Source organism: Butyrivibrio proteoclasticus B316 (assembly GCF_000145035.1).
GTDB classification, from domain to species: Bacteria; Bacillota; Clostridia; order Lachnospirales; family Lachnospiraceae; genus Butyrivibrio; species Butyrivibrio proteoclasticus.
Genome location: NC_014387.1, coordinates 3,442,544 through 3,465,067, shown reverse-complemented (window position 1 = coordinate 3,465,067; position 22,524 = coordinate 3,442,544). Strand labels below are relative to the sequence as shown.

The following is a 22,524-nucleotide window of genomic DNA, read 5'->3' as shown; positions in this document are numbered from 1 at the left end:
TCGATGTTGGATCGAAGCGCCCTTCTTTATGATATAGATATGTTGATATATGTCTTAATCTTACTTGCGATAGATTGTGTAAGTTTCTGTGGATGCAATTTCTGTCATGTTATCTTTTACATAAGAAATCATCTCAGGACTGTAGCCATATAATACAGGCCATTCCGGAATTTCATTGCCCGGATCAGTAAATTCAGGTCCTGTGATAACGTAATCTGCGCCTTCAAGTGTGTAAACCTCATTAGGGGCATAGTCGTAGTAGAATTTGATGACGTATTTCTGGAAATCATCTGTATAGAAAATATTGTCTATAGCATGAGGGTCATCTAATTCTGCAAGTGCTATGGCTATTTCGTTCTCTCTTGTGGCAAGGGGGCTCTTGTAAAAAGAACTAAAACATGAGGCTGCAGTTACAATAATTGCAGCAAATGCCAGCGAAAGACTTAGGATGTTTTGCGCTTTTTCTTGTGTTAGTTTAAGCACAAAAACATATAGGCAATACACAATGCCAATAAACAGAAACACCGCCCAGAAACTGAGAACTCTGAGGTAAGGATGAACGCTTTGAACCACGAGCATCAGTGGAACGATCACAAGGCCGCAGCTGATAAAGAGATGCAAAAAGAAGCCTTGCCTTGATCTGATATTGATAATTGTCATAACGATAGAAATGACTGTAACAATAATAAGCAGAATAAATAATAGTAGTCCGCATCTGTTATAGTAGTTACCAAACAGAGAAACGAAGTAATCAGGCATAGTCTTAATACAAGTAAGCCTGTCGATGCTCTGAATATAAGGTGTTGCCAGCATGTAGTCTATTCCTGTTTTGGCAGCAGCAAAAGGAGCTTTCAGAATTATTCTGACCTGAGAGATGCCATAAAACATGCTCTCGGGATTCTTGCTGAGAAGATTTGCTCCTATAGCAAGCCATATCAGAAGATACAGGAAAGTTGTGGCTATGGCAGCAATTATGCCGGAAAAGACAAGGTGCCAGAGGTCCTTGAATCTCTTTTGAACAAGAAGATATAATCCTCCGGTCACACATACCGGAACTACCCAGTAAATCGAGCTTGGAACAATATACAGGCCAAGAGTCAGAGCAGCGGCAAAAAGTACATAGTTACGCATAAAGCATTGCCCGATAGATACCTTGTAAACAGCAAGTATTGCTACAAGAAGGCATGTTGTTGCAAGAGTATAGCCCCTTCCCTGAAAGGCGAGCCTGAAAACCAAAAAAGCTCCGGCGTACAGGGCTGTGGCAGTAGTGGAGAACCACTTATTCATGAAATTAAGGCATAGCCTATATATCAGGATCAGATTACAAATAGCGGCAATGCAGGAAACGCCTCTAAGTCCGATGTAGGGATTTCCAAAGAAATCAAGAAAAGCAGACAGAACAGAGTATCCTACGTGGTTATTGGGAACAGGCCAGTGGATTGCCGCATAGATTGGGCCTCTGCTGATAAAATAGTAATAAGTATAAAGCTCATCATACCAGGGTTTATTGGCAAACATATTATAAATATAGATAATGCCCATAAATGTGATGAGTAGGATACAGGCAATATGTTCTTTGAAATAATCTACAGATAATTTTTTTGTCATTTTACGGCTCCGCTTAGTTTATATACATTTATCCAATATCGTTCAATCAGGATATTATCCATTAGCTCATTATTAATACCGAGTGTTGTCCAAGACTCTACTATTTCTTCTCTTGAATTAAAGCTTCCCCAGAAATAAACCTCTTTATCTTGAGAACTAACTAGCTTTTCTATATCAAGGTCGTGAACGTTATCAGTGATATTTCCCTGCATGTCAGGGAGAAGCTTATCTATTTCCGCTTCATACAAAAGAACCTGACAATCAGGCCTGTAGTAGGACATAACAGCGCAGACGTGATCAAAATTAGTTATTATAACGGAACCTTCAGGAATATCTGAAACTACATCATAGGAATGTGAAATGGTAGCCAGTTTATTGCCTTCTTCAGCTCTGATACCTATTATATTAAGGCCCCCTGCAAGAAGCATAGGCAGGATCAAAAGAAGCAGTGCCTTGCGGTTTGCAGCTCTATCCGCCATTATGGCTACAAGGAGCCAGACTCCGCCGAGAGTTGGAATCAGGTATCTATATACAAATATCGGTGTACCCATTGCAGAGAGGATAAATCCGCTTAGTACTACAATGATAACCGGCATCAGACAACAGATTGCTATTATAAGGTCATCTCTTTTACCATGTCTGATAAAAAGAACTGTCAGAACAAGAAGCGCTATGATCAGGAGACCTGCTGAAATTTCCGGCATTTTGCCAAAGTATACAACCGGAAGAGTAATGAACTTGATGCACCCTGCGATACTACGAAGGGTAAGAGGCTGAATCCAGTATTTACCGGAAATATTTGTAATCTGAGCCCTAAGGACCGGAAGCCATGGCAGGTATAAAATGACAGATAACAGGGCAGATACCAGAAGTTTTAGGATGTGTCTTTTTTTCTCAGTCCCTTTTTGGATGATCAGCGAGAGGAAAACAGCGATGTAGGAGCCAATGATGGCTATACAAGCATAGTACTGGGTATATGCTGTAAGAATTCCGGTGATGAAAAATAGAATCCAAGAGAGATTATTTTTTTTATCAATGTTGGTTAGAATGTGTAAAGAAATCAGGACCTCAGTGGTGATGAGCAGTAGTGCCAGCGAGTACATCCTGATTTCAAAATAATAGGATGGAAGCTGGGGCATTATTGTAATGAGCAGCATAAAAAGGCCAGAGGTCAGTTGGCCAAATTGCTTGCGAATATAGGTTATGCTAATGATGAATAGAAATAGCCAGGGAATCAGTGAAGCTATTTTACAAACTACAATGAAATACTTCCGGCCTGAAATAAGGCACAGGATAGAAGATATGACTTTTAGGTAAAAATAATAAAAAGGAGGGTGAACATCTCTTGCAGTAAACGCTGCAATTTCACCGAAACTACGATTGGCAAAGGACAAGGAAAAGACCTCATCATACCAGATGTCATTACCTGTAGCAAATCTGATCAGATATATAAAAACAAATAAAGATGTTAAGCCAAGTACCACCCCTATAGTACTCTTTATCTTATCCCCATTAAAACTCATAATTAATTATCCTGTTTCTTCCTTCGGTCGTGTCCGGTCTGCCTGTAGTATTGTTCCTTATTTTCATACATTCGTCTGTCAGAAATGCGTTCAAGCTCATCTACTGTGGCATCAGGGAATTCCTTATGACTTGCGCAGCCGATAGAAATTGAAATGGAATCTGTATATTGCCCGCTCCAGGATCTGGCCATGGCAGCTATTTCAGAAATCAAGTCTGAGTAGTTATCTGTATGAAGTATGGCGATGAATTCATCGCCGCCGGTACGATACACTTTACCGGTTTGCCCAATGCAGACATGAAGACAGTCAGCGGCACCTCTGATAAGCTCGTCGCCGGCCGCATGTCCTTTAGTATCATTGGTTATTTTAAGCCCATTTACGTCTGCAGACAATAGTGTAAAGTCATCATCAAGGCCGTTCTTTCTGTATATCGCAATGTCATCATCATAGCTTCTGCGGTTATATAAATGGGTGAGCTCGTCGGTCATGGCGATTCTGATGAGTCGTTCTTCTTTCTTTTTGTCATTTTCTATATTCTGCACGGTAAAGATTATAGTAATCGGAATTCCATCTTCATTTTTATCAACGGTAATATACTGGGCGCGGAACCAACCTGTTGTGATATTGATGAATTCTGCGGAGATAGATTTTTTATCAAGAAGTCTTTCGCGGAGAGTAGTCAGATTAGTAAATTCCCAGAAAGAATCCATTTGTTCGGGAGCAATATGGTTTTTCATGCCGGTGACCATACTGGTGTGATCACAACCATCGAAATGAAGAAAACTTTTGGTGGTGTTGGTATCTGTGAGGGACTTTTCGGTCATCGTTCTGAAATTAAGAAGGTTAACCCTGTCATAGATGCCTGCCATACTCGAAAGGGTATCAATAGATTCTGTAACCTGCTGCTCGTTGTCGCTGATAGTTTTGTACATTTCATAAAACTCCCGGATATATCTGTGGGAGGTTTTCAGAAGGCCAAATCCGACTATTGCCATTATGATGATCTCTATTGTGTTTCCACCGACAACATTTGCAAAAAACTGCACAGAGCTGACGTAGTCTGAGCGCTGATCTGCAAAGAAAGGCGCAGTTATCCAAGTGGTCAACAGCATCATAAAATAGGTAATAAAGAGAGAAAAGTAATAGATTTTAAAGCTGCAGAAAAGGAGCGACAACATTGGCACCAAAAACCAAGTGATCCTGAGGTATACATGGGAATAGGCCATATACAGCAATAAGACATCAAGAATAAACAAGGCATATATGCTGGTATATTCGGACTCAGGGAAATGTTTTGTAATCAATATATGACTTAAAGCGAGGATGAGAACAAAAATAGATATAAAGAGGCAGGCTAAATAAGATACATTTTTGAATATGCCTATAGCAACACCTAAGGCCAGAGAAGGTCCTGTGAGGACACAGAACAACAAAGTCCTGTTGAGATATTGGTTTATCTTGATCCTGTTTTCTATAAGGAAATCTTCGTAGTTGGCAGGAGCGGATATATTCTTTTTGGGAAGTTTGAAATGTATTGCCATATGTATTCCCCGCGTTACCTGGTGCGTACAATTAAATGATACTTCATATTTTATTTTATCATGCGGCAAAACGTATAATTATTATCGAAAGGTAAAACTTCTATAAACTGCGTGAAAAGCGGATAAAATAGGTGTTGTCATGAGGAAGGACTGGTACTTATAATTCTTGTTGTAGGTGAAAAAAGTTAATGACTGGGGGACAATATGAAATCAACTGCAGAAGTAAAAATAGCAGGAGAGAGATATGCGGATAATTATACTTGCGGGCTGACAATGCTTGGAAGCGGCTCAATGGACGGCTTTGAGCTAAAGTCTGAAAACGAGAATGAGTCAGAATACAGAAGACCTGATGGACTGAGACTGAAAGTTAGGAATACATATTGCGCCGAAGCGGATGCTACAGAAGTAGTTACAACTATCCAAAATGATGGCAGCAGGACTTTGACTATGGAGATGCTTACATCAGTGCTGGTCAGAGAAATTAAGGCTGATCGTATCCACAGACTTCTGTCTTTTTGGAGCGCAGAAGGGAAGCATAAAGTAGATACTATAAAAGAACTCGATATGGAACACTCCTGGAGTAACCATGGTGTACGTGTGCTTAAGTTTGGAAATCTGGGTTCTATGCCGGTCAGACAGTTTTTTCCATTTGTAGCAGTGGAGGATTCTAAGAACGGAGTATTTACGGGAGTACAGTTATACGCACCATCTTCATGGCAGATAGAAGTGCTTGTCAAAGAAGGAGATACTGTTTCAATCGCTGGAGGAATTGCTGACAGAGACTATGGGCATTGGACCAAAAAACTAATGCCCGGAGAGTGCTTTGAAGCTCCTAAGGCTCTCATAGCAACAGGCAAATCTCTGGAAGATGTCTGCGATAAGCTTGTTAAAGCGCAGAAACCGGATATTAGCCCTGTGGACGACCGGATGGGAATTGTTTTTAATGAATATTGTGCAACCTGGGGAAATCCAACCATCGACAATCTCAAGAAGCTTGCTGATAAAATTGCCGGAAAGGGAATCCAGTATCTGGTAATGGATTCCGGATGGTATGGCAAATGCGGTTATTGGTGGGACTGGCGCGGAGACTGGACAGTTAATAAAGAGAGATTCCCTAATGGCCTTAAAGAGCTGACTGACTATATCCGCGGAAAGGGTATGATTCCGGGAATCTGGTTCGAGCTTGAGAACACTTCGCAAGAGGCACAGACTTTCTATGAGGAGGATCATCTTGTTAAAAAGGACGGAGTTCCTCTTACAGTGGGAAATGTCCATTTCCTTGATATGGAAGACCCTTGGGTAATAGAGCATTTGACAAAATATGTTATTGGTAACCTCAAGGATAATGATTTTGGTTATATCAAAATAGATTATAACGATACAATGGGTATGGGATGTGATGGCCCTGAAGGAATGGGGGAAAACCTCAGGAAAAAGGTTATTGTGACTCAGAACTTTTTCAGAAAAATGAAAAAAGAATTACCGGATCTTGTTATTGAGAACTGCTCAAGCGGAGGACATCGCCTGGAACCATCATTTATGGAACTTGCTTCAATGGCGAGTTTTTCTGATGCGCATGAGTGCTTGTCACTTCCCATTATTGCGGCGAATATGCACAGGGTAATAAAGCCGTCTCAGAGCCAGATATGGGCAGTCATGAGAGCGGGGGATAGTGATGAGAGAATATGGTATTCAATCTGTTCAACATTCCTTGGAAGAATGGGACTTTCCGGTGATGTTTATGATCTAAACGACCATCAGTGGGAACTTCTAAGCCAGGGAATGGACTTTTACCGCAGGGTATCAGATATTATCAGAGACGGTAAAACTACTGTTATTTCTGCAGATACAGATAGCTACAATGAACCGACAGGAGCCCAATTTGTTATGCGAGTATTAGGAGATAAGGCACTGATCGTATATCATAGATTTGCTGATTCCGTTGATATGAAAGAGTTTGCCGGGAAACTGGGAATCAATGTGGATAACTATAAATTATTGGATAAATATGGCATAGCAGATAAGGATTTTTCAGCACAGGCACTTTTGATCCAGATTTAAATGACATAGCGAAATTAGGTCAACAACATTTTTGAAATTTTTTCAAAAATGTTGTTGACAAATATAAAACACTAGTGTAATATTTACTTTGCTGTCGCGAAAGCGACTTTACATATATGCGATAGTAGCTTAGTTGGTAAAGCGCCACCTTGCCAAGGTGGAGACCGCGGGTTCGAGCCCCGTCTATCGCTCTTTTTATTGGGACATCCGGTTGGATGTCCTTTTTTACATTTATATCATAATATTATTCTCACCAACGCGTTTACATAATTTGATAAACTCCTCATCGTCGCCAAAAAAAGATTTCATTTCATTAAGCCGATAAGACAGCATCTCCGTCTCAGTTCCAACAAAGAATTTATCATTATTTGACAGGTCGCTGTTAACCAGATCACAGAACGGCGAAGTGAACTGATAAGTCTTTTCTTTATCCAAAGAATCATATTCTGACGCCATCTTTTCCGCTTTCAAGAGATACTCAAGCGCCTTCTCTTTCTGATCCATCATACAGTACAATTCCGCGATCCTTCTGTAATTCCAGCCAAGCTTTCTTGAGTATTCCAGGTAATTGCCGTCCGAAATAATTGTTTTAAGAATAGTGTTTGCAGCTTGAACATACTCCAGTTTCTCTATAGGCGCCATTGATAGTGTAAAGCCAAATTCCTTCCGGAAGGCAATTTTGACAAGAGTATCGGAAATATAGTCAGCCATTTCCAAAACATTCATTTGAAGCTGTTTCTTTTTATCTTCGCCGGAAAGAATTTCAGCAAGTAAAAGATCCTTTGAATGTTTAAGATCAGTCATTTTATTTGCAATCATTATAGCTTCTGCGGAATTACCGGATTTCATGTAATAGCTGGATAAAAGAGATAATGCCCTCGAGCGATCTGTCTCATTTTTGCTTTCTTCAACTACTCTCCGGCACAAAGAGAAGATTTGCTCTGAAAAATTCCCGTTGACATAGGCTGACATTTGTTCACTGTTTCCGCCATCAAAAAGTTCCATAACTTCAGCCAGATTAGAACAAAAGTGCATGTCCCGTGGAAAGAGCTTTCTCGCCTTTAGCATTACTTCATACGCTTCATCGAGATTACCCTCTTTTCGGTAATCCCAATATGCTGCCTCAAGTTCACTCTTTTCTGCCTCAGATTCTTCATCCTGAAGTCCGAACAAGTAATCAGTTGAAACGCCAAAAAACCTTGCAATTGCAGGAATAAGGCTGATGTCAGGTGTCGAAATACCATTTTCCCATCGGCTGATACTTTGAAAAGATACATTTAGTTCCTCAGCAAGTTTTTCCTGCGTGAGATTTTCTGCAATTCGAAGTTCTTTTATCTTTGATCCAAGATTATTCATTGTCGTCTCTTTCTATTATTGCAATAATGTGATTTTCAGCTGTACTGATAGTGTAGCAAAGAAAAAACATAGATTACATATCAATGTAAGAGAAAGAGAATTCTCATTATCTGATAGGCTTTTTCTTATCTCTCACTATGGTTGTTTTATACACAACTAATGAGTAATTGAGAGCACAGTATTTCTATGCAATAATTATTCCAGAAGCTTCGAAAACTACGAAAGAATTGAGGAATAATAATGATAAAACTAAACGAGAACATAAAGAGATACCGCCAGCAAAAATGCATGACACAATCTCAGCTTGCAGATGTTTTTAACGTTTCCGAACAGGCTATTAGCAGATGGGAAAATGGTAATACATATCCGGATATTACATTACTACCTGCTATTGCAGATTATTTCCATGTAACAATTGACGAACTCATGGGCATGGAAAGCTATAAGGATGAACGCGAGATAGAAAAAGTCTTTGAACAATGCAGGGAAAATGATAGAAAAGGACATGTCCACAAAAGTGTAAAACTCCTTAAAGAGGCAGCCAAAAAGTATCCTACCAATTTCACCATTCTGATGCATCTAGTGAAGGAATTAAATTTTGAATACACTGATGATAACGCTAAGGAGCATGATAATTGTGAAATGGTAATAGACATAGCTTCAAGGGTTTTAAATGAATGCACTGATAGACAGATTTGTAACAGTGTGATCAACGAGAAGATAATTGCACTTAGAAAACTCGGATGCATAGATGAAGCTATCGAAATATCAAAGGAACAGCCGACTATATGGGAAACCAGTAGTTTCAGGCTTATAGAACTTTTATCGGGAGAAGAATTAAAAATACATTGCAAAAACACTGTTATGCAATTTGTCCTGGCAACATATTCCACAATGGTTAAACTGGCAGATCTTGACTTTGCCAATGATAACATGACCATTCAGGAAAGAATAGATGTCGTAAAAAAGATTCTTGAGCTTCTTGATCTGATCTATGAGGATAATTATGGATACGAAAGCAGGCTTGTAGCGTGGATGCATCGTGCAATTGCAGCAATGGAAGTCCTTGAAGGCAATACTGAAGCAACACTTGAGCATCTTGAACAGGCAGCAAAATACTCTATTATTCATGATACCCTTCCTGATAGATTTACATTGGATTCTACACTTCTGTCCGGAATTGAATGTAAGGATCATTACAGAAATTTTGATTGGACAGAGTGTACTGAATTTAATGAGAAACTCAGGCAGGGACGTTACGATATAGTAAGAAATACAGACAGATTCAAGGCTGTAGAAAAGGAAATTACACCATATGTTGTTACTAAAAACTAAACAATAAGAGAAGTAAAATGCTAAATCATATAATCAAGGTATAAAGAAGTACATCAGGCGATTCCCAGCCATGAGCGGGAGCTTATACATCAGGTGATTCCCCACCAATAAGTGGAAGCTATAACATCAATAGGCGGTTTTGCCGCCTATTATTTTTTTGGAGCTTTTGATGGTTGATTCATTAATTAAAAAGAGGACCAGATTTCTCCGATCCTCTCAAGTATGTGTCCGCAAACACATACCCCAATTCGTACTCGTAGTATACACCAAGATAATGCTTTATTCAATGGGTTAAAATATATGTCCTTAGCTGATGGCGCAACTCCACAACTGTTTCCAACCGCTATCCCATATCATTTGATAAAGAATCAATTTTATCCGGAGCAGTTACTTTCCAGTCATAGATTCTATTTACTTAGACTGTGTAAGAAGATTTTCAAGCATCTCAACATACTCCTTAAATTGTTTTTTCCCATATTCTGAAATTGCACATGTCGTCTGTGGCTTATTTTTTATAAAAGCCTTTTCTATTTCAACATAACCAAGTTCATTTAATTTTTTTATCTGTGCACCGAGATTACCATCTGTAGAAGATGTTATCTCTTTCAGTTCGCTAAAGCTTTTTTGACCGGTCAATAACGAAGATAAGATAGCCAATCTAAGCTTTGTCTGAAAAGCTTCAGGTATTGAGTTTATCTCCATGAATTCTTGCTCCTATCTTCAAATAAATGCCCAAAACAATCATTCCAAGTATCATTAGACACTTAACGCTTGTGCTACTAAGGGGCATTAGTGTTCCTGTTCCACCAAATGTTCCATAAGGTATTTCTTTCATACCAACGAATAATACAAAGTACATTATGCTATATATTGCTGTACACACTGTTATGGTCAACTTTTTTGTAAGAATTCCAGTCATAAACAAAGCAAAAATAACTGGAAGAACCTCTATTAACTCTTTACATCGCCATAATGTAATCAGTTTGTCATCATTGCCATTTGGCAATAATCTCATATATAAAAAAGAAAGAACATAGGAGCCAATCAAGACTATTCCCCATATTTTTATCATTCCCTCACTGATTTCATTGTTTGTTGCTTTTATTCTTTTGTAGAAACAAACAAATAACACAATATATCCGGCAAACCGCAACAAATGTGTTCCTTGTCCTAATGCCTGTACAAGCCAGTTACCATAACCTGCAGTGTTCCTGATGTAATATGCCAGTTGTTCCATAATCCACGCAATTCCATTGACTAATCCTATCCCAATAAAGAACATAGCCACTTTTGCAAAATCCTTCTGTGTCTTTTCTATCACAGCCTTTATTAAGGATATATCATCTAATGCATTTTCAATTGTTTTCTCCATAATCCGCTCCTTTTTGGCAAATTTACAGTATTTTTATGTAGTCCGATGATATTCAGCAACAAATACCATACTCTATATTATAGAGTACTCTATAATATGTCAAGCTGATCTTTTCACGGAATACAAAATTTAATGTCAATTGACGAATACGAGTCCCGCTGCCGAGAGCTACGAGCGCATCCTTCAGAAATATGACTTTGTAGGAACTACATATTACTTCATTGTTTCAGATGGAACTATTGTTGGTGGAATCAGGATCATTGATAAAAAAGACGGTAGCAGGAAACGCATCTCTCCATTATGGATCATGCCCGAATTTAGAAACAAAGGCTATGCTCAGCAGGCTATACTTGCTGCAGAACAACTTTATGGGAGTGATAACTGGAAGCTTGACACTATTCTTCAGGAAGAAGACAACATCCATCTTTATGAAAAACTTGGCTACATAAGAACCGGAAAGATTGAAAAGATAAGCGATGTAATGGATATTATATACTTTGAAAAGAATTGAGTTAGTAATTTACGATTTTGGACATAAAAAAAGGAACCCGACGCATCAGGTTCTTCCAGGTGTAATCCGAAGATGTTCACCGCAATTCTTAACTAAATATACCACTATCAGGCTTTCTTTGCAAAAAGAAAACGCGACCGTTTATAGAATAACGATCTGATCATACAGTTTTTTCCAATCAACAGGCAAAATACCCATTTTGTAAATGTCAATCTTGCTACTGCTAACCAGTTTATTTAGTTCATTGCCGAGGCTTTCTCCATCTTTGTAAGACAGAACTTTCTTTAACGCATACAACCTAGAATACAAGTTGGTATTATTAGGCAATAAACTGGTGGAATCTCTTTTATCAAGAATAACTACTGATGAAGTCATTCCAATTACCATTGAGTGATGTGCACAGTAATTTCTGAGGTTTCGAATTGCATCAAGCCATGTATCCATCTGTTTTGTGACTTCTTTTTTATAATTGTTTCCTGAGTATGCATAATCAAGGACTTCTTTTCTTAAGTCACCACGCAAATAAGAATACATCATAACAATGGTTCCCATTTCGAAATATGTAAAAGCTGCCCATACCGGAAGGACATTATTATGTCTTGATCCGCCCTTTCGGTACTCTTTTAATTCTGGGTGCTTTACGACATCTTTCCTAAGTGTTTCTTCCTGATCAGTTAATCCGGGAAAGAAGCGAGTATTGAAGAACCTTATATTTTTGTTTCGTGTGTTTTTATCCTTTTCACTCTTGGTAGGAGTGTAATATTGTTTATCTAAATAGAATGCAGCATCTCCGGTTTTGATAGATATAGCATTACTTACGTTGCTCTTGAAGTATATCTCTGCTTTCATGCAGTATTTGAAAAGTAACTGTCTTAACTGTAAATCAAAATTGTATGTAGCAAAATAGACAGAGGTATTAGATTTGCTGCCTAAGACTCCAACTTTAGACAATAAGAACTTTCCGTATCTGCTTGCTCTAAAATATCCTGCATACGCAAGAAATTCTCTTATTTTTTTGCGTTGACGAAAGTTCACATATCTTTTCATCATGATTACTTGCTGCTCTAAATCTATGGGAAGCTCAGTATTGGGCATCTATTTACTCCTTTAGGTAAAAAAAAAGAATGGATATACCATTCTTAATCCCGCTAATGGAATATTTGGATTCAGGCATTACCCTTGCCTTCCTACGGTCTAATTAAAAGATAACACTATTTCATCCAATTTTCAATAAAATCTTTCTAACTATGTTGTGTGTATAAGTGTGTGATAAGCCTATGCGGACGGCTGGAAAACCGGAATGGTACTAGTGCTACTGTGAAGGGTACTAGGGAACGGAGTCAAGAGGCGACTTACAATCAGTAAATGATTGTAAGCCGTTTTTTAGTCGGGTATAATCTAAATTATCCTCTCAACCAACGGTTGTTTCGATAACTCAACCAATGGTTCGTGTTCAAATTCCACAAATAGAAATAAGCTATGCATGAAGGAGGCATATTTAATGGATCAGATTAAGACAGGAAAATTCATTGCCGGTTTGAGAAAAGAGAAAGGTTTAACTCAGGCACAGATTGCTGAAATGTTAAACATAACCGACAGAGCAATTTCCAAATGGGAGACTGGTAAAAACATGCCGGATTCATCTATTATGCTTGAGCTTTGCGGAATTTTGGGAATTACGGTAAACGAACTATTAAGTGGAGAGAGGATTGAAATGAAAGATTTTGAGAACAAAGCTAATGAAAACCTATTGGAATTAAAACGTAATGAAGAAAGACGCTATAAACTTAGCACAGTGTTATCAATAATATACACGACGTTGTTGCTTGTAGGTATTGTAGTCTGTGTTATTTGTAACTATGCAATATCAAGAAAACTGACATGGTCACTGATTCCTGTCGCAACAATCTTTTATGCATGGGCAATAACTATTCCTATGATTTACCACGGCAAAAAAGGTATTCGAGAATCATTGTTATCATTAAGTATATTCACATTACCATTCCTATATATACTGAGTCTGCTTGTGAATTCTAAGGCCGTGTTCAGCATTGGTGCAGTTATGGCAGTTGTAGTCTTAGCTTATGTATGGCTCGGATTTGTTCTGTTCATACGATTTCAAGATCGTAAGCTCTTTGCTGTAGGAGCACTGTTTTTGATTTTTATCGTTTTTGGAATACTCATTAATGTTGTTTTGTCCAAGATGCTAGACATACCTGTCTTTGACATTTGGGATGTCCTGTCAGTATCAATTTTTCTGATTGGAGGACTTGGGCTAATTTGTGGCGACATTTGCATGAATAAAGCAAAGAGAAAATCCAGTGAAAGTAACTGATTGCAGGAGCCTTACTGCAAGTCCTGCTGCATGCTAGTGAACAAAAAAGAACCCGACACGCCTCTCATTATGATGCGGACCACGTCGGGTCATTTTTTTATTTAGTTGCGGTAAATATTCCAGCATCCTTGGTGATGTGGAATTCGTGACTTACCTTTTTCATGATATAATTCTTAAATTCTGCATATCTGTTCAGAAGATAGTGGTTCTGATTGCCGTGGCATGAAAAGATATAATCTATTAACGGGCCGGCGTCAGTAATGACTATTTCATCCTGGTATTTCTTCAGCTCCACTTCTCCAAATACGCTGCGCAATATGTCAGCACCATTTTCCAGTCCAAATATTTTGTATAAGTCATTGCTGGAAAGCACTATTCTATCATCAAACTCTTTTACCAGTTCTCTGATCTCTTTCATGTGGTTGCTACTATATGTGCTACAGACAAGTCTTCCGCCGGGCTTTAGTACTCTACTTATTTCCTGACAGGCAAGATGGACATCTTCACAATAAAAGAGGACGTGACCCGCAATTACTAAATCAAAGGAATTATCTTCAAATGGTATAGCATTAAGATCAAATGCTTTGTAAGAAAAAGAGAAATCCCGTAGTTCGTTTGAATATTCTGATACCGCGTTTTCTATATTCTGTCTTGCATCATGCAGTATACCTGCAGAGATATCTGAAAGAGTTATTTGTATATCTGTATAATTGCGCTTGGACAATTCGCTTATATTCTCTGCCCATAATGCTCCATTACCGCAACCAAGCTCAAGAATATCCATCCCGGAAGAGATATCACATTCCTGCAATACCCAATTAAACCATCTTTGTTTATTTGTTGAATATTTGTTATGAAGATCTATCCTGGCAGAGATGTTGCTTGCATTTTGATATTGGCTCTTTAAGTTGTTCTCCATTGAAGTCATGTGGATCAGATCCAGCATCTGCTTCCAATCAGGAGCAGCAGAGCTTTCCAAAGCTTTGATGGTTGCATTTACACCTTCTTCAACATTTTTCATTTCATCAATTCGTTCTGAAAGCAGTTTTTTCTGCATCTTAAGGGCATTCAGAATGAAATGATTATCAGCCTGACCATTTGGTATTTCTTTTATCTCATCCAGAGAAAATCCCAGGTACTTTAAAAGCAATATCTGTTGCAAAATTGCAAAATCGTAATCAGTGTAAAATCTTGCACCTGATTCGGTTGTATAAGATGGCGCAAGTAGCCCCTTCTGGTCATAAAACCTTATAGTTCTTATGGATACGTGAGCCATTTTGGCAAATTGCCCGGATGAATAGTAGCCTTTTTTATTCATAAAAGTTTTCTCCGATACAGTAAAAATAGTGCTTGAAGGTTACGTAGCGTTACCTTTTATAATCCGAGTATAACATAGTTATAAGTTCAGTGCGCGCCTGAATATATTCAAGACAAGGAGGTAAAACAGATGTTCCCAAGTGTCAAAGAAGCTCTGGAAGAGCTAGAAATAGCAAGAAACTTAAATCCCGGACCATGGGTGGATCACTCCAAAAATGTTGGCATGGCAGCTCGTAATATTGCTGAAAAGATACCTGATATGGATTCAGAGAAAGCTTATATATTCGGGCTTTTGCATGATATCGGAAGAAGATGTAAATTCGGTTTTGTTGATATTCCTACGCACGTATATGAAGGGTACAAGTACTGCATGGAAAAAGGCTGGGATGAAGTAGCAAGAATATGCATGACACATTCTTATCTTCGCATGCAGGATGAGTTTAGCTGCGAGCCGGAAACGGAGCATGAGAAGGCTATCAAAGATTACATAATGAATTGTGGTAAACCGGATGATTACGACAAACTGATCCAGCTCTGCGATTCTCTTGCCACAGATTATGGATTTGTAATACTGGAAAAACGATTTGTTGATGTTACAAGACGATACGGGATTATGGAAGGCTACATTAAAGGTTGGGAGATTGCCTTCAAAATAAAAGAAGATTTTGAAGAGCGTATGGGATGTTCTATATATGATGTTCTTCCGAATATAGGCAGAACTACACTTCTCTGCCCTAAGCCCTGGAAACCACCGGTAAACAGTAACTGAAATAGAGATTTCGAATGTGATAAATTGTGGAATTTGTGAAAAAACTAGATAATCCATAGGATAAAGTAAATCGGAAAGGACAATATGGAAAATAAAATTATGCCTGAAAGGCTTAATAGAAAAGTAATATATGAAAGTGATTTTGTATGTTTGTACGCTGATAAGGTAAAACTTCCAAGTGGCTATATCATTGAAAAGTACCATCAGGTGCATTATCCAAAAGAAGCTGTTTGTGTGACGATTTTTAATGAAAAAGATGAAGTGCTGCTTATTCGCCACAGAAGATATACTGTTGGAAGACTTGAATGGGAAATCCCAGCCGGTAAAATCGAAGAAGGCGAAAGCCCTGAAGAAGCTGCTAGAAGAGAATGTATTGAAGAAACCGGCTGTTCTTTGAAAGACGTAAGTTTTCTTTGTTCTCAAAATCCTGCAAATGGTATGTCAGACTGTATATGCCACTGCTTTGCGGCCAGAGTAGATATGGAAGGCTCACTATACGATACTGACGAAGTTGCATACAAAAAATGGCTTCCGAAAGAACAAGTACTTGAGATGCTAAAAAATAATGAAACCAAAGACGGAGTCGCTATGTTGTGCTTATTGTATGCATTTCAGTTTTTTAAATAATATGTATTGACACCATTTTGTCTGTAAATTATACTAACAACTAATAATTTTCAGAAAGCGGAGAACCGCCATGTTAAATATCAGACTTATCAATTCAACTACACCTACATTTAATCAGCCCGTGAATAATAATCAGGGGTCTATTGGTGTTATGTATGATGAGGAAAGCGGTAATGCATAGTTATGAAAATGCAGATCAGATAAGAGATTAAGCCTCATCAGACTTACAAAAAAGTTTGATGAGGTTTTTTTATATTCAAAACCAGGAGGAGAAGATTATGGAACTAATTAGGGTACAGGATTCAGACTATAGAAAGACTTACGAGCTTTATATGTCTTTTCCCGAAAATGAAAATGGCTATATGAACAACGTTTATGGCTATGATTATGACGAATTTTTAGGATGGATTGAGAAGAAGCGAAACTGGTCGCTGGGAAAAGAGCTTCCGGAGGGATTTGTACCTGATACAACTTATGTTTTGGTTGATGGAGATGTTTATGTTGGAGTTTTCAATCTGCGTCATTGTTTAAATGATTTTCTCAGGGAAGGTCCTGGTCACATTGGCTATTGCATATCAAAAAAGTACAGGGGAAGAGGGTATGCCACAAAGGGGCTTGAGCTAACTTTGGAAAAAGCAAGACAGATGTGTATCCATGAAGTATATATGTCTGTGAATAAGGATAATCCTGCGAGCCTGCGTGTCCAAATTAAAAATGGAGCATACATTCACCATGAAAATGACACAGAGTATTTTACCAGGATAGATCAGATAACAGAGGGTGCTTCAAGAGAAGAAATTGTAACCAAATTTTATTCCCAGTATGAAGAAGACGGGCGTCTTGAAAGGTCAGTTCATGGAAGGCTGGAATATGCAACAACTATGAATTATATCCATAGATTTGCTGATAAAAATTCTAAGGTGCTTGAAATTGGTGCCGGGACCGGAAGATATTCCATAGCCCTTGCTAAGGAAGGGATGAACGTAACAGCAGTTGAGCTGGTTGAGAAGAATCTTGAGGTGCTAAGAGAGCACAGTAAAGAACTGCCTAACCTTCATTCTATCCAAGGAGACGCCACAAATCTTCAATTTTTGGCTAGTGATACCTTTGATGTAACTCTTGTTTTTGGACCACTGTACCATTTGTACGGATCAGATGAAGTGAACAGAGCGATAGATGAGGCTATTAGAGTAACAAAACCTGGTGGTGTTATTATGATTGCGTTCATATCAGTTTACGCAATCATGTATTCTAACTACTTCTATGGAAACTGGGCTTTGGGCCAGGAGGAAAATTTTACAAAAGACTATAAAATCAAACACTTTAAAGAACAGCTTTTTACTGGTTATGACATTACTGAGTTTGAACAGCTCTTTAAGGAAAAAGATGTTTTCTGGATAACCACAACGGGCGTAGACGGACTTTTGGAACCAATAGAACATAGAGTTGATTTTGAAGTTTCTGATGAAGATTTCAACAAGTTATTCGAGTGGTATCTGCAATTCTCTGAAAAGAGGGAACTCTTGGGCAATACAAACCATCTTCTATATATTTGCAAAAAAAGAAACTAAGTGACGGAGTCATAGGACCATTCCAGCAATAATAGAGTAGACCTGCGTATGATTGAAGATATATGATAAAAGCTACTATTATATATGGATAGACCTAAGGAATCCACCGCAAGCGGTACCCTTTAGGCTTATAGTTGGAGGGAAAAGAGAATGTATATTGATTGTGACGGTATAAAATTAAATGCTTATCTTGATATGCCAAAGAATAATCCAGAGAAATGCCCATTGTGCATCATCATTCATGGCTTTACAGGACATAGTGAAGAAAGACATATTGTTGCGGTTCAGGAAACACTTAATGAAATCGGGGTAGCAACACTTCGCGCAGACATGTACGGACATGGAAAGAGCGACGGAAAGTTTGAGGATCACACGCTTTTTAAGTGGCTCACAAATATTCTTGCAGTAGTTGACTATGCCAAGAAGCTTGACTTTGTTACAGACATCTACATGGCAGGACACTCTCAGGGCGGACTCTCTGTAATGCTTGCTGCAGCAATGGAAAGAGATATTATCAAGGCGCTTATTCCATTATCACCTGCTGCAATGATCCCTGAAATTGCCAGAACCGGAGAACTCCTCGGACTTAAATTTGATCCTGAGAATATTCCCGATGAACTTGATGCCTGGGATGGAAGAAAGCTTAAGGGCAATTACGTCAGAGTTGCCCAGACTATCAGGGTTGAGGATTTTGTGGATAAATATACAAAACCAGTACTTATAGTTCACGGAGATCAGGATGAAGCCGTTCCTTATGAAGCTTCCGTGGCATTTTCCAAACAGTACAAGAACTGTAAACTGGTAACTATCCCCGGAGATACTCACTGTTATGATCACCATCTTGAGCTTGTCACTGAAGCGGTAAAAGAATTTATGCTTGAGCAGATTGCTAAATAATTCTATGTATGCTACTATTCAATTTAGAAAAAGAAAGGGCGATTTTTCGCAAAGGTGACTGAATGATTATTAGATAATTTGATTTAGGTGAACATGTTGATATGGCTGCTGCTCATGCGGCGGCTTAATGTGTACGCTTAAATTGGATTATCATGCATTCAGAGCCTATTTCATTCATATATAGGTCTATTTGTGTGAGTCTATTTTGCGTACGCAGGGTAGACTCATTTTATTGGAAAAAATGGATTTTCTTTCAATAAATATTTCTGACTGATAGACAAGGGGGCTTATATATGACTAGAAGATTACTAATACAAGCAGAGAATATAGTTCATTCCTATGGAGAACAGACAGTACTTGATTTTGACAGATTCTATTTGTACGAAGGTGAGAAAGTTGGACTAGTTGGAATGAACGGCGCAGGCAAGAGCACACTGCTAAGAATTTTGGCAGGAGAGTTGGAACCTACAGCCGGGACTATTTCAAGTAAATGCATTCCATTTTATTTTGAACAATTTGGATCGGACACCTCATATGTTGAAACTGACTATACAGAAGCTGGGAAAATGGGAGTAGCCGACCGTATCTGGCAGGAAAAGGTCAGTGGCGGAGAGGATACCAGGATAAGGCTTGCTCAGCTCTTTTCAAGCCCGCATGCAGTGGCATTTCTGGACGAACCCACTTCAAATCTGGATTTCGAAGGCGTGGAAATGCTCAAAAAGAGACTAAAAGAAATAGATACACTTGTCATGATCAGCCATGACAGATCTGTCCTAAACGATTTATGTGACAGGATCGTTGAAATATCTTTTGGAGAACTGCATAGTTACAGCGGCAATTATGATGAATATGTAGTTCAGAAAGAAGAACTAATTAAAACACAGCAGGCTGAATATGATAATTATCAGGCTGAGAAAAAGAGGCTTCAAAGAGTTTATATAGAGAAAAAAGCCAAGGCAAAAACGGTCGATAAGAAGCCAAAGAATATTACAGCAAGCGAGGCAAAAGCAATTTCGCTTTGTGGCAATAGAAAGCCCGAGGACAAGGCACGGGGAATAGAAAGAAGTGCTGCAAATGTCCTTAAGCGAATTGAACACATGGAGGTAAAAGAAAAACCAAAAGATGAGCCGACTTTAAGACCGGATTTCAGGCTTACAAATCCGCCCAGGAATCCTATTGTTATTCGCGGAGAGCATATTTCTTTTGCCTATGACGATCATGTAGTCTTTGACGATGCGGACTTTATGATAAAGAATGGAAGTAAGGTGGCATTACTGGGTAGCAATGGAGCAGGTAAGACTACTTTGCTTGAACTTATAAGCAAACGGGAAAGTGTATATGTGGTTCCGGGAGTCAAGATAGGATATGCCAAGCAGAATATGTCACAGATTGAACTTGATAAAACTGTTCTTGAAAATGTTTGCAGAGTCAGCATTCAGAGTGAGAGCCTTTCCAGAATAATACTTGCACGTCTTTTGCTATCTGAAAGAGATATGCACAAAAAGGCATCAGAGCTTTCCGGTGGTGAGAGGATGAAGCTGTCTTTTGCCATGCTCTTTGTATCTGATGTAAATCTGCTTATATTGGATGAACCAACGAACTATCTTGATATCCCATCTGTTGAGGCTTTAGAAAAAATGCTGAAAGAGTATGAAGGAACACTTGTGTTTACTTCTCATGATAAAGTTTTTGTGGACAGGATCGCAACAGAGAGGCTTTATCTAGGTGACGGGAAGATTAGAGAATGTGACAAAACTGTAATGTAAAAGCTTCATGGATGTACTATGATGATATTTATAGAGCTATAGAATGATTTGAGGAATACATTATGAGGCTATTCTTGTTAGAAGATGATGATGCCATTGGAATGGGGCTTAAATATTCATTGGAAAAAGAAAATTATGAGGTGGTTCATGTCAGAACCAAGAATGAAGCTCTTGAAACATTTAGCGAAAAGAGCTATGACCTCTGCATATTGGACATAAATCTTCCGGACGGAAATGGCTACGATGTCTGCAGATATATCAAGGAAAAAGAGGATGTGCCCGTAATTTTCTTAACTGCCAGTGACGCAGAAGTCAACGTAGTTATGGGGCTTGAGATGGGAGCTGATGACTACGTGTGTAAGCCTTTTAGGATAAATGAGCTTCTGGCCAGGATAAAGACAGTACTGCGCAGAAGCGGACGCGGGAGAGATGGCAGTATTTCTGAGACAGAAGGCATTCTTGAAATCCAAAATGTCCGCATACACTTAAGTGAAGCCAAGGTTGGAATAGTTGATGAAACTACAGGGAAAGAAACAACAGCCGACCTTACAGCCCTTGAGTACAGGCTTCTTCTGGCTTTCTGTAATAACAGAGGAAACGTAATGTCTAGAAATCAGCTTCTTGAAGATATGTGGGATGTTAACGGAGACTTTGTCAATGATAATACTCTGACAGTCTATATCAAGAGACTACGAGATAAGATAGAAAAAGATCCTGCAAATCCTCAGATCATAAGAACTGTGCGTGGGCTTGGGTATATTGTGGATAAGTGAGTCGATGGGGAGATAAATATGTTTAAAAACAGAGATTTAAGGATAATGATATTTTTGGCAGCTGCACTTACTGCAGTAGCTTCAGTATGCGGATATGCGCTATGTGGCATATCCGCATTTCTTCTATTACTGCTACTTGGCGTGGCCATAACAAGCGGATTTATCTACATAACAAAAAGAAGATATGAAGACATCAGTGCCCTTAATCTTTACCTTGAAAAGGTGCTTGCAGGTGGAGAGGCCCCTAATATCCTGGATCAGGAGGAAGGGGAGCTTTCCATATTAAAAACCAATATCTATAAGGCTACATCAACTCTGTGCCACCAAAAAGAACTTTTGTCAAAAGATAAAGTGGCCATGGCCAATGCTATTGCAGATATCAGCCACCAGCTCAAAACTCCACTTACATCTATGATAGTAATGAATGACCTTCTCATGACAGAAGAGGATAGTCAAAAGAAAAATGAATTCCTCAAAACACAGTCAAATCAGCTTGATAGGATGAACTGGCTCATACAGACTCTTTTAAAATTATCCAAGATAGATGCAGGTACTATCACAATGAAGCCTGAAAAGGAAAAGGCTAATGAGCTGATTGCACAAGTGATGAAGCCTTTTGAAATACAGATGGAGCTTAAAAACATCACATATCACCATGACACCAAAGATATGCTCGTAAAATGCGATAAAAACTGGACTATTGAAGCCCTTCAGAACATTGTGAAAAACTGCATTGAACATATAGGTGAAGGTGGAAAACTTGAAATCACCACAAATGAAACCAACATTTACTCAGAAATAGTTATAGAAGATAATGGCTGCGGAATTCCTGAAAATGAACTGCCACATATTTTTGAAAGGTTCTATAAGGGCAGTAATGCGGGAAAAGACAGCGTGGGAATTGGACTTGCGCTTTCAAATTCAATAATCACAAGTCAGCATGGGGATATCCTTGTAGAGAGCAGGCAAGGAGAAGGAACAAGGTTCAAGGTTAGGTTCTATAAGACAATCCTGTGAAAGAGCAAATATGAGCCTAAGATATTCTGAGAACAGAATTATACATTATATGACAAAATTGTAATTAAAAAGTCATAGGATAGTAAGGTTTTGGCGATAATCTATTCTCATAACTGGATTGAACTACAAAGTGAATAATACAATT

The 22,524-nt window shown here is 38.6% G+C and carries 19 protein-coding genes and 1 tRNA gene; 12 read left to right on the top strand and 8 right to left on the bottom strand.

Annotation, left to right across the window (positions count from 1 at the left end; all coding sequences use genetic code 11):
- Positions 1-60: 60 nt before the first annotated feature.
- From BPR_RS14645 to BPR_RS20040, 3 genes are read right to left on the bottom strand one after another with little or no spacing between them, the layout of a single operon-like run.
- A complete protein-coding gene (locus tag BPR_RS14645; protein WP_013282268.1) occupies positions 61-1,608 on the bottom strand; it encodes a glycosyltransferase family protein in 1,548 nt (515 codons plus the stop codon).
- On the bottom strand, positions 1,605-3,131 hold the full coding sequence (locus BPR_RS14640) for a glycosyltransferase family 39 protein (protein ID WP_013282267.1): 1,527 nt from the start codon (positions 3,129-3,131) through the stop codon (positions 1,605-1,607). Before BPR_RS14640 ends, BPR_RS14645 begins: the two co-directional genes overlap by 4 nt.
- 2 nt (positions 3,132-3,133) lie before the next feature.
- A complete protein-coding gene (locus tag BPR_RS20040) occupies positions 3,134-4,672 on the bottom strand; it encodes a GGDEF domain-containing protein (protein WP_052301835.1) in 1,539 nt (512 codons plus the stop codon).
- A 204-nt stretch (positions 4,673-4,876) separates the two neighbouring features.
- Here BPR_RS20040 and BPR_RS14630 point away from each other — a divergent pair, with 204 nt between their 5' ends.
- Together BPR_RS14630 and BPR_RS14625 are read left to right on the top strand one after the other, a co-directional pair.
- A complete protein-coding gene (locus BPR_RS14630) occupies positions 4,877-6,733 on the top strand; it encodes a glycoside hydrolase family 36 protein (protein WP_013282265.1) in 1,857 nt (618 codons plus the stop codon).
- Positions 6,734-6,851: 118 nt separating this feature from the next.
- Positions 6,852-6,924, top strand: a tRNA-Gly gene (locus BPR_RS14625).
- A 40-nt stretch (positions 6,925-6,964) separates the two neighbouring features.
- Here the strand turns inward: BPR_RS14625 and BPR_RS20035 are convergent.
- Positions 6,965-8,089 carry a helix-turn-helix domain-containing protein gene (locus BPR_RS20035; protein ID WP_013282264.1) on the bottom strand — a complete coding sequence of 375 codons (1,125 nt, stop codon included), beginning with the start codon at positions 8,087-8,089 and terminating at the stop codon, positions 6,965-6,967.
- A 240-nt stretch (positions 8,090-8,329) separates the two neighbouring features.
- On the opposite strand from BPR_RS20035, the gene BPR_RS14615 reads away from it, so the two are divergent.
- A complete protein-coding gene (locus tag BPR_RS14615; protein ID WP_013282263.1) occupies positions 8,330-9,424 on the top strand; it encodes a helix-turn-helix transcriptional regulator in 1,095 nt (364 codons plus the stop codon).
- A gap of 411 nt (positions 9,425-9,835) precedes the next feature.
- Here the strand turns inward: BPR_RS14615 and BPR_RS14610 are convergent, their stop codons facing one another.
- Entirely contained in the window at positions 9,836-10,126 is a 291-nt protein-coding gene (locus BPR_RS14610) for a transcriptional regulator (protein ID WP_013282262.1), read from the bottom strand.
- Complete coding sequence (locus BPR_RS14605; RefSeq protein ID WP_013282261.1) at positions 10,104-10,796, bottom strand: hypothetical protein; 693 nt, start codon at positions 10,794-10,796, stop codon at positions 10,104-10,106. The genes BPR_RS14610 and BPR_RS14605 overlap by 23 nt, the downstream gene beginning before the upstream one ends.
- A 139-nt stretch (positions 10,797-10,935) precedes the next feature.
- On the opposite strand from BPR_RS14605, the gene BPR_RS14600 reads away from it, so the two are divergent.
- Entirely contained in the window at positions 10,936-11,307 is a 372-nt protein-coding gene (locus BPR_RS14600) for a GNAT family N-acetyltransferase (protein WP_013282260.1), read from the top strand.
- A gap of 141 nt (positions 11,308-11,448) precedes the next feature.
- Here the strand turns inward: BPR_RS14600 and BPR_RS14595 are convergent, their stop codons facing one another.
- On the bottom strand, positions 11,449-12,402 hold the full coding sequence (locus tag BPR_RS14595; RefSeq protein WP_013282259.1) for an Abi family protein: 954 nt from the start codon (positions 12,400-12,402) through the stop codon (positions 11,449-11,451).
- 406 nt (positions 12,403-12,808) lie between these two features.
- Between BPR_RS14595 and BPR_RS14590 the strand changes: the two genes are divergently transcribed.
- Positions 12,809-13,642, top strand: a complete 834-nt coding sequence (locus BPR_RS14590) for a helix-turn-helix domain-containing protein (protein ID WP_013282258.1) — start codon at positions 12,809-12,811, stop codon at positions 13,640-13,642.
- Positions 13,643-13,739: 97 nt separating this feature from the next.
- Here the strand turns inward: BPR_RS14590 and BPR_RS14585 are convergent, their stop codons facing one another.
- A complete protein-coding gene (locus BPR_RS14585; RefSeq protein ID WP_013282257.1) occupies positions 13,740-14,960 on the bottom strand; it encodes a MerR family transcriptional regulator in 1,221 nt (406 codons plus the stop codon).
- 129 nt (positions 14,961-15,089) lie between these two features.
- Here BPR_RS14585 and BPR_RS14580 point away from each other — a divergent pair, with 129 nt between their 5' ends.
- From BPR_RS14580 to BPR_RS14550, 7 genes are all read left to right on the top strand, one after another.
- The gene (locus BPR_RS14580; RefSeq protein ID WP_013282256.1) at positions 15,090-15,728 is read left to right on the top strand and encodes an HD domain-containing protein; all 639 of its coding nucleotides are present in this window, start codon (positions 15,090-15,092) and stop codon (positions 15,726-15,728) included.
- Positions 15,729-15,812: 84 nt separating this feature from the next.
- The gene (locus tag BPR_RS14575) at positions 15,813-16,355 is read left to right on the top strand and encodes an NUDIX hydrolase (RefSeq protein WP_013282255.1); all 543 of its coding nucleotides are present in this window, start codon (positions 15,813-15,815) and stop codon (positions 16,353-16,355) included.
- 278 nt (positions 16,356-16,633) lie between these two features.
- Positions 16,634-17,926, top strand: a complete 1,293-nt coding sequence (locus BPR_RS14570) for a GNAT family N-acetyltransferase (protein ID WP_042257188.1) — start codon at positions 16,634-16,636, stop codon at positions 17,924-17,926.
- A gap of 150 nt (positions 17,927-18,076) precedes the next feature.
- The gene (locus BPR_RS14565) at positions 18,077-18,823 is read left to right on the top strand and encodes an alpha/beta hydrolase (protein WP_013282252.1); all 747 of its coding nucleotides are present in this window, start codon (positions 18,077-18,079) and stop codon (positions 18,821-18,823) included.
- A gap of 293 nt (positions 18,824-19,116) precedes the next feature.
- Positions 19,117-20,589: a ribosomal protection-like ABC-F family protein gene (gene abc-f, locus BPR_RS14560; protein WP_013282251.1), complete on the top strand. Its 1,473-nt coding sequence runs from the start codon at positions 19,117-19,119 to the stop codon at positions 20,587-20,589.
- Positions 20,590-20,648: 59 nt separating this feature from the next.
- The gene (locus BPR_RS14555; protein ID WP_408606968.1) at positions 20,649-21,362 is read left to right on the top strand and encodes a response regulator transcription factor; all 714 of its coding nucleotides are present in this window, start codon (positions 20,649-20,651) and stop codon (positions 21,360-21,362) included.
- A gap of 18 nt (positions 21,363-21,380) precedes the next feature.
- Positions 21,381-22,379 carry a sensor histidine kinase gene (locus tag BPR_RS14550; RefSeq protein ID WP_013282249.1) on the top strand — a complete coding sequence of 333 codons (999 nt, stop codon included), beginning with the start codon at positions 21,381-21,383 and terminating at the stop codon, positions 22,377-22,379.
- Positions 22,380-22,524 lie beyond the last annotated feature (145 nt).